The following is an 11,987-nucleotide window of genomic DNA, read 5'->3' as shown; positions in this document are numbered from 1 at the left end:
TGATCGTTCCCACGCTCCGCGTGGGAACGCACCCTGGGACGCACCGCGTCACGACTTCAAGAGCCGGACGCAGAGCGTCCATAGCGGCATTCCCACGCAGAGCGTGGGAACAATCGCGGAGATCGACGGTGTTGATCGTTCCCACGCTCCGCGTGGGAACGCACCCTGTGACGCTCCGCGTCACGACTTCAAGAGCCGGACGCAGAGCGTCCATAGCGGCATTCCCACGCAGAGCATGGGAACGATCGCGGAGATCGACGGTGTTGATCGTTCCCACGCTCCGCGTGGGAACGCACCCTGTGACGCTCCGCGTCACGACTTCAAGAGCGGGACGCAGAGCGTCCGTAGCGGCATTCCTACGCAGAGCGTAGGAACGATCGCGGAGATCGACGGTGTTGATCGTTCCCACGCTCCGCGTGGGAATGCCCCCTGTGACGCTCCGCGTCACGACTTCAAGAGCCGGACGCAGAGCGTCCATAGCGGCATTCCCACGCAGAGCGTGGGAACGATCGCGGAGATCGACGGTGTTGATCGTTCCCACGCTCCGCGTGGGAATACACCCTGTGACGCTCCGCGTCACGACTTCAAGAGCCGGACGCAGAGCGTCCATAGCGGCATTCCCACGCAGAGCGTGGGAACGATCATGCAACGATCGCCCAGTGGCTGTGCGACGTTTTGCCGCTCAATGCAGGTTAGATGCTCCTGTAAAATTGCAATTTAACCGGCACTTCCCCTAAATTGCCCCGTTTTTATAGTGAAAGAACCTGCTCCTGGCTTTTTATACTGCACGCCCGTTGATCTTGCCTGGCAAGAAGGGCCCGTCCATGAGGCGGCCCCGGTTTCGGCAAGGGCGCAGGCTTATCGGTTTGCACCCTGGAGACTCGACGGACACTCCAATAACAAAATGAGGTTGTACCCTTATGCCAGTCGGCAACCCACTGCCCCATGGCGAGACCGCTCAAGGCGGCCCGCTCAAACGCGAACTTGGTGAGCGGCATATTCGCCTGATGGCCCTTGGCGCCTGTATCGGTGTCGGCCTGTTCCTCGGCTCGGCCAAGGCGATTGAAATGGCCGGCCCGGCCATCATGCTGTCCTACATCATTGGCGGCCTGGCGATCCTGGTGATCATGCGCGCCCTCGGCGAAATGGCGGTGCACAACCCCGTCGCCGGCTCGTTCAGCCGTTACGCCCAGGATTACCTCGGCCCGCTGGCGGGCTTTCTCACCGGCTGGAATTACTGGTTCCTGTGGCTGGTGACCTGCGTGGCGGAAATCACCGCCGTCGCCGTGTACATGGGCGTGTGGTTTCCCGATGTGCCGCGCTGGATCTGGGCCCTGGCGGCCCTGGTCAGCATGGGCACCATCAACCTGATCGCGGTCAAGGCCTTCGGTGAGTTCGAGTTCTGGTTCGCTCTGATCAAAATCGTCACCATCATTGCGATGGTCATCGGCGGTGTCGGCATCATCGCGTTCGGCTTCGGCAATGACGGCGTGGCGCTGGGGATTTCCAACCTGTGGGCCCACGGCGGCTTTATGCCCAATGGCGTGCAGGGCGTGTTGATGTCGCTGCAAATGGTGATGTTCGCCTACTTGGGCGTGGAGATGATCGGCCTCACCGCCGGTGAAGCGAAGAACCCGCAGAAGACCATCCCGAGTGCCATCGGCTCGGTGTTCTGGCGCATCCTGCTGTTCTACGTGGGCGCGTTGTTCGTGATTCTGTCGATCTACCCGTGGAACGAAATCGGCACCCAGGGCAGCCCGTTCGTGATGACCTTCGAGCGCTTGGGCATCAAGACCGCCGCCGGCATTATCAACTTCGTGGTGATCACCGCCGCGCTGTCCTCCTGCAACGGCGGCATCTTCAGCACCGGGCGCATGCTCTATAGCCTGGCGCAAAATGGCCAGGCGCCGGCCACCTTCGGCACCACCTCGAGCAACGGCGTACCGCGCAAGGCGCTGCTGTTGTCGATTTTCGTGCTGTTGCTGGGCGTGCTGCTCAACTACATGGTTCCGGAAAAGGTCTTTGTGTGGGTGACGTCCATCGCCACCTTCGGCGCGATCTGGACCTGGCTGATGATCCTGCTGGCTCAGCTGAAATTCCGCAAAAGCCTGAGTGCGGCCGAGGCGGAAGGCCTCAAGTACCGCATGTGGCTGTACCCGGTCAGTTCCTACCTGGCGCTGGCGTTCCTGGTGTTGGTGGTGGGCCTGATGGCGTACTTCCCGGACACCCGCATCGCGCTGTACGTGGGCCCGGTGTTCCTGGTGCTGTTGACGGTGCTGTTTTACGTGTTCAAGTTGCAGCCGACCAAAGCCGGTCTGGGCGCAACCTGTAGCCAACAGTAAACCCTTTACCTGTGGCGAGGGAGCTTGCTCCCTCGCCACAGGTTTACGCGTGCAACAAGGCCGCTTGTGTGGCGACGGTCAGTTGCCGCACCAGGCGGTTCTGTTCTTCCTGCTCCAGGTCCACCAGTGACTGGCGCCGCTCCAGATACTCATCCGAACGTTTGTCGGGTATTTCCTCATTCAACTGCCTCTCCTTGTGCTTGATAGCGTCCTTGACCGTAGAAAACGGCTCCGGGTGACTCCTGGCCAGGTATTCGATCCAGAACGCTTGCATCAATAACCACTCCTGCAAGGCCTCGGTTTGGCCCAGCCGGCGCAGTTCACTGCGCGCAGTGTCGAGTACGTCCTGGGTGACGTCCTCAGCGGCGTACAGCAACTCCAGCGGCTCGAAGGGCAGGTTGAACTCATTGGCCAATTGGGCGCGGAAGTAAATGATGACTTCGGCCCGATCGACTTCCAGGCCGGCCGCTTCCTGACTGCGAATGAACCTGTCAGTAATCTCGTCCAGTTGGTCCAGATAGAAGCACCCGTTGGACAACGCAATCAGGGCTCGGTCGGCGTCGTAGGTGCGACTTTGTTCCTTGGCCCGGTGGATCCGATGTTCAAGCTCCATATTGGTAAAGGCCAGTAAAGCGCTGTCACCGCACTGGCCGGCGCCTCGGGTCTTGAGGCAAACATTATTGCGCAGCTCCGTGGACTCGCCCATCGCCAGCAGCAAGGTCCAGACGCGTGCGGTCAGCGCTTCCCGGGAGGCAATCGACGACCTGTAGGCATGGGTCTTGGGCAGGTCCCGCAGGACCTGGAACACATCGTCTGCACTGACCTGTTCATTGGCGAGCAGTTGCTCCCATAGCAATGTGCGTTCGGCCTGTGCGGTGACGGAGACGCCGGCCAGCCATTGGCTGACCTCGTTCGGCGCAACCGGTGCGTGCTGTATTCCGGGGAGTACACCGCCCAGCCGGATGCCCTCACGTTGCCTGTATTCGTCCAGCCGCAGCAGTGTCGTCGGGCTCAACGGGTTGCCATGCAAGACGGTAACGCGGTTGGTGAGGCGCATGCGAGCGTCGGTAAACAACACGTCAGGCACGCTGGTGATCTGGTTTTCCTGCAGCAACAGTGCCTGCATGCCGGGCCGTCGTTCGGCGCCAATCGGCCACTGGCTGATACCGGTGCCTTGCAGGCTCAGGGTGCGCAGGCGCGTCATGGCACTGACATCCGGCGTCAGTTCCAACGGGTTGTCGTTCAAATGCAACTCGCGCAAGCGGGTCATGCCGGCCAGGTTTTGGCGGGACTCTTGCGTCAGTCGAATGTTGTTGTCGTTAAGGGTCAAGTGTTCGAGCTGGGTCATGTCGGTGATGCTGGTCGGCAGTTCGGTGAGGCCGCACTCGACCTGCAGGAACCTGAGGTTGGCGAACTTGCTCAGGAACGCGTTGCCGGTAGCGGGGAACGCGTCACCCGTCAGCATCAGCGATTCGATGTGCGCGAACCCTCGCGTACCCAGGATAAAGTCCGCGTCGGGCAGGTCGTTGCCGTCCAATTGCAGCACTAGGTGGTGCGTGTCAAACAGACCGTTGTCGAAAAGTTGCCGGGTTTCTCGGCGCCAGGCGCTGCGGATCTGTTGGGCAATGAGGCGCCGTCTGTCGAGGTTTACGCCCTGGGGGGCGTTGGCGTCGTTGGCCTGGGGCGCTTCGGCCCAGCGGGTCAGGCCGTAGTCCAGTGCCTGGTATTCGGCCTTGCGCCGTTGCAGTTCGAGCAAAGCAGCGGGTTCGCTCATGCCCAGCTCGGCTATCAGGTCATTGGCGCCGGCCCGGCTGAGGCTGGGGTGGAGCTCGCGCACTTTGCTCAGCAGGTCAACCGGCTGCTGGCTGCTGAACGGCCACAGGTTTTGCAATGAGAAAGGATAGGCGCTGAACGAGGTGTCAACCTGCATGGGCGGTTGCAGCCAGAAAGGAACATGGGGGATGCCCAGCAGGGCCTTGATGGCGATGCGTTGGTTAAGGGCCGCATCGGCGATAGCGTTTTGCAAGGTGGATAGCTCGCCATCCCCCAGCACTTGGTGGATGGCGCTCAGCAAGCCTTCGCCCATGTCGCTGATCAGTTGCCCCTGGTCATCGCAGGCTTGGTAACGCCCGTCGACCTTGGCCAGCACTTTGCGTTGAGTGCCGTTCAGGTGCCCCGCGCTGCTGAGCAACAGGCCGCTGGCGTCGCCTTCATGGATATCCAGCCGCGTATTGGCCGGCCAGCCCGCAGCCGAGGCCAGCACGTGCAGGATGATGGTTTCGCTGTCGGGGTTGCCCGAGGATTGCAGGTACAACCCCTCAAACGCGCGGTTCAGGCGCACATCGTTGCGGGTCAGGCGCACCTGCTCGGCCAGGCGCAGGCCGATCTCGTCATGTTCGTGCAGTTGCTTGATCTCGCGCGGGCTGGCTTGCTCCAGAATCGCGTCGAGGGCGCTGCCGGGCAGGTCGGGGTAGTGCTGTTTGAAGCGGCGTTGCAGCACCGTGCCGTTGTTCTCGCTTTGGGCATAGAGGCTGTCGAACAATTGCGTGCGCTCGCGATAGGCATGTTCGGCGACCTTCCTGGCCAGTTTGAACAGGCGTTCTTCAAGGCTCGCGGGTAGCTCACCCAGCAGGGCGCGTGTCACGGTGTCGTCTTTGGCAATGTTGGTCAGCGGGGCGGAGCCGCGGCTTTGCCTGACGGTCATTTGTATGGTGTGTGCGGCGCCCACGTTGGCACTCGGGAAGCTGCGAATGATTTGGCCGTCAGTGTCGACCACTTGCAGCACGTGGCTCTTCGGCCATTCGCGCAGGGCGCAGACCAGCAGTAGTTGCAGCGCCGGCCGTGCGTTGCCGGTGGCCGAATAGGTGGTCATGGCCTGGATAAAATGCTCGATTTCGCGTTCGATGCGAAAGCGTTTGCTGGTGTCTGCGAGCAGCGGCGGCGGTGGCCGGTTAGCGCTGTGCACCTCACGCAAGGCGCGGGCCGGGGTATCGGTGACCCGCAGGATGCGCGCGGCGGTTGGCTGGTCGACATCGTAGCCCAGTGGGCCGAGGCGGTAGAACAGGGAATAGTCACTCCAGGCCATTGGGTACTCGCTGGACAGTCGCCACGCGCCTCGACGGTTGTGCTCAAGGCGCGGGGTGTCGACGCCGACTTTTTCCGGGTGCTTGAGGCGCCATTTGAGCAGCGTGTTATCGAAGGTGATCGGGTACAGCGAGCCGTACAGCGGCACCAATTGCTGGCCCTCGTAGTTGTAAAGGCCGTCAGCACTTGGCTGCAGGTTGAAGGGCAAGACGAGGCGCTGTTCGTATTGGACCAGGGAGGTGTTCAGCAGGCTGATGTGGCCGTCGGGGCTGCGTTGGGCACTCATCACGTCGCCGAGGGTCTTGCGCAAACCTTCGGCATCACTGGCCGATTGCATGCCCAGTTGCAGGCGCTCGTGGGGTTGCAGCACCGAGCCGATAGCCAGGTAAAAACTGTCCACGGCCGGTGTCACCGGGATAGGCCCGCCGTTGAGCATGTCGTAGGCCTCGTAGCGGCCCGCACCGTAATGCAGCAGTTCGACGGTGGTGTCGTCCGGCCCGGTGGAGACGTAGCTGTCGGCCGGCCGGCCTTTGCTCATCTCGGTGACCACGAAGTGCCGCTTGAGCGTGGTGCGCACCAGGCTGGCGGCAAACTCACGGGCCCATAGGTCGGTGTCGCGATGGAACGCCCGTGGGTGGTAGAGGCCGTCGATGACCGCGTCGATTCGTACAGCGGTGCGGTGGTGTTCCAGGTTTTGCCTCACCGGCGCGGGCAGCTTGCCGTGGCTGAGAAATTCGGTTTGCTGCTGCGGGTTCAGGGGCGTCTGCAGCAACAGTTGTTGCAGGTTGACGGGCGTCAGCGGCGGGTACAGGTCGCGCAGTTTTTGCAGCACCGGGGTCAGTTCCACCAGCGGTGGCGCGACCTTGATCGCCACCAGGTCGCGGGCGCTGTCGGTCACCGGGACTTCGTCGCGGGCCTTGCCGGCGTAACGGCTCATGGCGCTGAACAGGTCCACCTGGCGCGTTTTGGCCAAGGCGCTGATCTGCAACCGCACGCGGGCGATACGCTGGGCCAGGTTCAGGTGTGCGCTGCCCTCTTTGCCCAAAGTGGAGTTGCCGGGTTGCCTGGCGATAATCAGCTCGAACAACTGCTCCTGGGACGCGGCGCCAATCGTCGTGTCGCCCAAGGCGAAGTAGGTGCCGTCATCGCGTCGTGTGAGGTCGATGGTGTGGGCGATGGGCGGCGTGTAACGGTTGCCGGCATAGGTCTCAATGTGGCTGCCCGCCTCATCATGCACACGGATGATCGCGTCCTGCGGCCAGGTCTCAAGCTGTGTCAGCAGGCACAGCACGCTGCTGTCGGCATGCGGCGGCATATGGCCGCGACGGTGGAAGTCGTGGATCAATTGCTTGATCAGTTGATCGACCTGCAGGCGGCGCACGCCTTCGGTGAGGTTAATCGGCGCGGGCTCGCCGTCCCAGATGCGATTCAGTGTGGCGCGGCTGGGGGCGGTGCTGCGCAACATGCGCTCCATGGCAGCGCGGGGCACCGGGCTTGAGCCTTCGGGCAGCATGCGTTCGGTCAACTCTACGTCCGACAGGGTGTGAGCGTTTTGCAGGTCCAGCGTCCAGGCTTGCTGCGCCGGGTCGAAGATAATCGGCGGCGCGTACGCACCGCTGTTGTGTGGTTTGAGGGCCATGCGCCCGGTCTGGGGATCAAGGTGCACCTCCACCACCACACGCTGCTGGGCATGGATCAGCCAGACGTATTGATTGCCTTTGACCTGATAGACGCCTTGAGGGTTGGCGACCTGGCCGTTGAGCAGGTTCTGGTCCAGCGTGGCATAGGCGCTGATATCGGGTTTCCACAGCTCGAATTCGCCGTCGGCACGCTGCACTTTGCGTGGGTTGCCCAGGCTCTGCATTAACCCGTTGATACGCTGGCGATGAACGCGGCCGGCCGTGGAGATCAACAGGCTGTTGACCGCCAGGTCGGCAACGTCGGTCATGGCCGCAGCAAAATTGCTCGATTCACCCTGGACGGCTTCAGTGATGCCGACCACCACGCTGTAGGTGAGGCTGCCGAACACCACCACTTGCATGATCCGGTTCAGCCCGGTGACACCGCCGGGTACGGGCGTGAGCAGCAGTTGCAGGATTTCGTCGGCGACCGCGGCGGCGGCGTCGATCACGGCTTGCAGGTCGCGTTCGGAGCGGGTGGTCGCCAGGGTCGACAAGTTGGCGTGGTAACGCTGCACCTGGCGCAAGGCAAAGGCGTTGGCCAGGCTTTTTACCGGGCCGGTTTTCGGGTCGATGCTAAAGCGCAGATGGCCCAGGCTGCGTTCCGGGAACCAGTGATGGAAGGTGTCATAGAGGAACTCCGCCGCATCGCTGAGGCCCACGGGGCGCGGTGCTTCGCTCGGCAGTTGCTTGAACGCGCGCATTTGCGTCATCGGCAGTTGCCGGGAAAACCAGCCCAGGTCACCGCTGCGATGGCTGCTCTGCAAATCGTCGAGGAACTGAGCGTTGGCAGCCCTGGCATCCGTATGAAAGCGCAGTGCGCCGCCGGGGCGAAACGGAAAGTAGGACACGACGCCCAGGCTGGCCACCTGGATCAGCAGCAGTGGCAACGGCGTGGCGATGTCATAGGGCGAGGCATCCATGCTCACGGTGTCGAAGGCCAGGGCCGGGCCGCTGCCGTCGATGGCCTGGACCAGTTTTTCGTAGAGGGCCAGGGTGATGCCGGTGCTGGCGTGGTTACGGTAGGCCTCCAACGCTTCGAACCGCAGGCAGGCATGCGCGCTGGTTTCGATCAGGGCCTGGAGAGTGCCGCCTGGGGCAAGCGCCGCTTTCAGAAGGGTTTGCAAGCGGCCGCCCAGGTCCAGCTCGCGGCTGATGGCGACAAAGCGCGGCACGTCCAGTTGGTCGCTGCGCACCCCGGTGAGGTAGGTCGAATCGACAAAACTGTGCCCGGACCTTTGCTTCGTCTGCGTGGCAAAATCGAAGTTCAGGCAGGCGGCCTCCCAGAGTGACAGCGTGGACAGGTGGGGGCGGTATTTCCATTCATCATAGGTGCGGCGAAAGCGTGAGCCTGAAACGGGCGTGGCGATGCTGGTACGCGGTTCCCAGGGCAGTGGCACACTCACTTCCTCCAGGTAGCGGGTGTGCAGGAATATCGCTTCGGGGTCCAGGCCACCGAGCTTGCTGCGCAGTTGCGCCAGGCCTTGGGTCTTGAAGGTGTTGATCAGTGCGGTGTTTGCCGTTTCCACCGCGTTCAGTGCCAGCAGCGCTTCGCGTTGCAGCCGCACATAGGTGTGTTGTTGGCCAGGCGTCAGGCCGGCGAAGTTGCGCGTGAGGGTGTGGCGAATAAACTCCAGGGATTGTTGGCGGGTCCAGGATTCGTTGGACTGCAGGTTGCCCGACAGTCCGTCGAGCAGTAGATGGGTAGCCATGGGCGTTTCCTTTCACAGTCAAGTGGAAGGCCAATGGAAACACCCGGCCGGGGCAGGCTGGCGCTAGCTATGTAGTGCTGCTGCGCCAGGCGCGCGCGGCGCCTGGTTGAGGCGTTTGTTGAACTCCATCCAGGCGGCAAGGGCGGACATCAACACCACACCGGCCAGGGCCGTCAGCAATTGCACGGCCACGGCGTCACCCGCCAGGGCATTGAGCATGTCCGCCAGGGGCGCCAGCACCACGCCCAGGCAGAACACTTCCAGGGAATACCGGCCCATCTGGCAAACCCGTTCGGCCATGCGGTTTTGCGTCCACTCGCGGCCAGGCAGCAGCTTGGCGGTCACGTAGGCCAGGGCCAGGAAATGCACGAGACGCACCGGTGATAGGTCGGTTTTGCTGATGGGGTACAGCCAGTTGCCGAGCGTCTGCGGCATCACCGCGTCATGGATGTGCGGCCAGAGCCAGGACAGCGTGATCACCCCGGCGACCACCACATACAGCGCCGCGGCGACGAACAGCGGTTGCCGGTGCAAGGGGCGTGTCTGGGGCACCTTGGGTCGTTGGCTGTAAATCGCCGCCGCGCCCCCCAGCACAAACAGCAACTGCCAGGTGACCGGGTTGAAATACCACACGCCATCGGCGATGGCCCGCAGGTTCCAGCCCATCCACGGCGCCATCAGGTACACCGCCAGCGAGACGCCGACCACCGCCCAGGTGGCGCGCACCATCAGCGGCAGCACCACGGACAAGCCGGCGAGCAAGACGATGTACAGCGGCAACGGGTCCATCAGGTTGGGCTTGAAGCGCAACAACAGTTCATCGGTCAGCGCCTGTTGCGGGTGCGTGACGAAGTGCGTCAGGCCCATCTCTTCGACCAGATCGCGGGTTTCCACATGGCTGTTGGCGAAGAATACGATGCCCATCAACATCGCCAGCAGGAAGATATGCACCACGTACAACACCCAGGTGCGGCGCAGGATTTTCAGACAGGCCAGCCAATAGCCTTCGCGCTGCAGGACTTTGCTGTAGGCCAGCACCGAGGCGAACCCGGCGAGGAACACGAAGACCTCCGCCGCGTCGCTGAAACCGAAGTTGCGCAGGGTGATCAGGCCGAGAGGATTGTGGGGGACGTGATCCCAGAAAATGAAGATCAACGCCAGGCCCCGAAAAAAATCGATGCGCGGGTCGCGTCCGTTCAGCATGGCAGCGGGCTCTTGAACAAAAGGTTTATTAATGACAGGTGAATGCGCGTGTTGTCGTACGCCACACGTCGGGCGGGCGCAGGTTGGCGGTATTTGTAAGCAATTGCAAAGGCTGGGTATTACTGAATGTCTCAACTGCGCAGGCGGGGTACCTGTCAACTCTGACAGTAGACGAAGTCTGAACGTCGTGGCTTGCTGAGCGTAGCCGCAACAGGATGACGGTATGAGTAGAGTGTGGAAGGGATTTTCCAGCAGTAGGGTGATGGGGGTTGCTCATGCGGTGATCCGTTGGCAGCTGTTTTTTGCCTTGCGTTACGTGTTTTATTTCAGTGAGGCCAACCGGCGTTTTTTCTTCGCGTTGTGCGGCGGCGTCGCGGATGCGCACCCCGCTAAACGGGGGCTCCCAAAGAAGCACGGGCATACTAGGATGTCGGCCATCAGCCGCATTCGGTTTTTTACATTACTTGTTGCTGTTTTGCTGCTGGCGACCGCTATTCGGTTTTATAAGTTGGACGCGCCTTATATGTGGTCGGATGAGGCGTTCAGTGTGTTATTAAGCCGCGCATCACCCCCATTGATCTGGTATCACACATCGCATGATGTCCACCCGCCACTTTATTACATTGTTTTGCACTATTGGATGGCGATGTGGGGAGAGGGCGTAGAGGCGGTCAGGTCGTTAAGTGCACTGCTGGGTATCGCGACCGTGGCGCTGGGTGTGTTTTTGACCCGTCTCGTGAGTCACCGGCACACGGCGATAATGGCAGGCCTACTCTTGGCACTGTCGCCCATGGCGGTGCGCTACAGCCAAGAAGCACGCATGTATGCGCTTATGGCGCTGTTGTTGATGGGTGCAACGATCGCACTTATTCATTGGGCTAAAGCGCCAAATAATCAACGTTGGCTGGCCGTATATGTGGTGTTGATGATCGCCGGTTTTTATACACATTATTTTACGGCTCTGTGCGTGGTTGCTCATTGGTGCTACCTGCTGCTTGTGTCAATACGAGGAAAAACAAGCTCTCCATTGCACTACAGGACTTGGTGGTGGGCGAACGTTTGTATTGTGCTTGCGTACGGTCCCTGGCTGTATTCCTTGCTGGATTTACTCACGCATACAGACCTTTTGTATGGCGAGGGTGGGGTGTCGTGGATTGAAAAATCCAGCGTGTATACCTTGCCTTCTTCGGTATGGAGGACACTGATCGCCAGCAAGGGGCTAACGCTGTTCTGGGGGGGGTATTGGTTGCTTCCGCTGGTGTTAGTGTATGTGGCCGTCCGAAACGTGATCAGGGATAAAAGCGCGTCTCAAGCGTACGGAGGGTTAGTTATATTTGTTTTTGTGCCGCTGCTACTGACGTTTTTAATTTCACTTTTTATGTCGGTATTTGTAGAGCGTTACGTCATATTTTCTTTGGTGGCGCTGCCCTTGGTCATCGCATTGATAATTGAGAAGTTTCCATTGCGTGCTGTGAGGTGGGGCATCGTTTTGGGCGTCTTACTGTTAGAAATTTCCGGCTTGTCGCGGCTTTATCAGCAGCACGAGGATTTTGATGGTAGCCGGATTGAAATAGATTTTCCGATCGGAAAAATCTCGGATTATATTTTTGATAATGCAATGCCTGGCGACCAAGTGGTTGTTAAAGCGGGTGTTTTGCAGTTCAGTGTTATTTACTACAGCCGGATGGCTATCGCGCCTCGAGTATATATACAGGCTGGTGCGCACTATCGCCCCTCCGGCTATGGAAGTTCAACTGTGCTCTATACGCCTGAGGGTAGAAATTATCTTTATGATTTTGCTGGCGTGTATACAGAGTCGTGCCGGATTTGGTGGGTGAGAGAACGTGAATCGTCGGTTCTGTTTCCTCCCGAGTGGAAGCTGCTTCGCACCCTGACGATGGGCTACGTCCATTTGAGCCTCTATCAGAACTCGACGAGTTCTAACTGTGCACACAATGGCGGCTAGC

At 60.7% G+C, this 11,987-nt stretch carries 4 protein-coding genes; 2 read left to right on the top strand and 2 right to left on the bottom strand.

The window, feature by feature from the left end:
- Positions 1-920: 920 nt before the first annotated feature.
- Positions 921-2,342 (top strand): amino acid permease, encoded by a 1,422-nt coding sequence (locus L8I05_RS28305; RefSeq protein WP_242176290.1) that lies wholly within the window; start codon positions 921-923, stop codon positions 2,340-2,342.
- A 43-nt stretch (positions 2,343-2,385) separates the two neighbouring features.
- Here L8I05_RS28305 and L8I05_RS28300 read toward each other — a convergent pair whose 3' ends face one another.
- Both L8I05_RS28300 and L8I05_RS28295 read right to left on the bottom strand, forming a co-directional pair.
- Complete coding sequence (locus L8I05_RS28300; RefSeq protein WP_242176269.1) at positions 2,386-8,817, bottom strand: NEL-type E3 ubiquitin ligase domain-containing protein; 6,432 nt, start codon at positions 8,815-8,817, stop codon at positions 2,386-2,388.
- Positions 8,818-8,880: 63 nt separating this feature from the next.
- Positions 8,881-10,020 (bottom strand): OpgC domain-containing protein, encoded by a 1,140-nt coding sequence (locus L8I05_RS28295; RefSeq protein ID WP_242176260.1) that lies wholly within the window; start codon positions 10,018-10,020, stop codon positions 8,881-8,883.
- A gap of 223 nt (positions 10,021-10,243) precedes the next feature.
- On the opposite strand from L8I05_RS28295, the gene L8I05_RS28290 reads away from it, so the two are divergent.
- Entirely contained in the window at positions 10,244-11,986 is a 1,743-nt protein-coding gene (locus L8I05_RS28290; protein ID WP_242176257.1) for a glycosyltransferase family 39 protein, read from the top strand.
- Position 11,987: the final 1 nt, after the last annotated feature.

The sequence above is a fragment of the Pseudomonas sp. MONT-RG-20F-20-E-7-02 genome (genome assembly GCF_022662395.1).
GTDB lineage: Bacteria > Pseudomonadota > Gammaproteobacteria > Pseudomonadales > Pseudomonadaceae > Aquipseudomonas.
The sequence above is the reverse complement of the archived record's forward strand: the minus strand, read 5'-3'. Positions and strand labels throughout refer to the sequence as shown.

Bases quoted from the DNA above. Each gene is read 5' to 3' on its own strand.
- L8I05_RS28295 (WP_242176260.1), bottom strand. From the start codon at position 10,020: ATGCTGAACGGACGCGACCCGCGCATCGATTTTTTTCGGGGCCTGGCG.
- L8I05_RS28290 (WP_242176257.1), top strand. From the start codon at position 10,244: ATGAGTAGAGTGTGGAAGGGATTTTCCAGCAGTAGGGTGATGGGGGTT.
- L8I05_RS28300 (WP_242176269.1), bottom strand. From the start codon at position 8,817: ATGGCTACCCATCTACTGCTCGACGGACTGTCGGGCAACCTGCAGTCC.
- L8I05_RS28305 (WP_242176290.1), top strand. From the start codon at position 921: ATGCCAGTCGGCAACCCACTGCCCCATGGCGAGACCGCTCAAGGCGGC.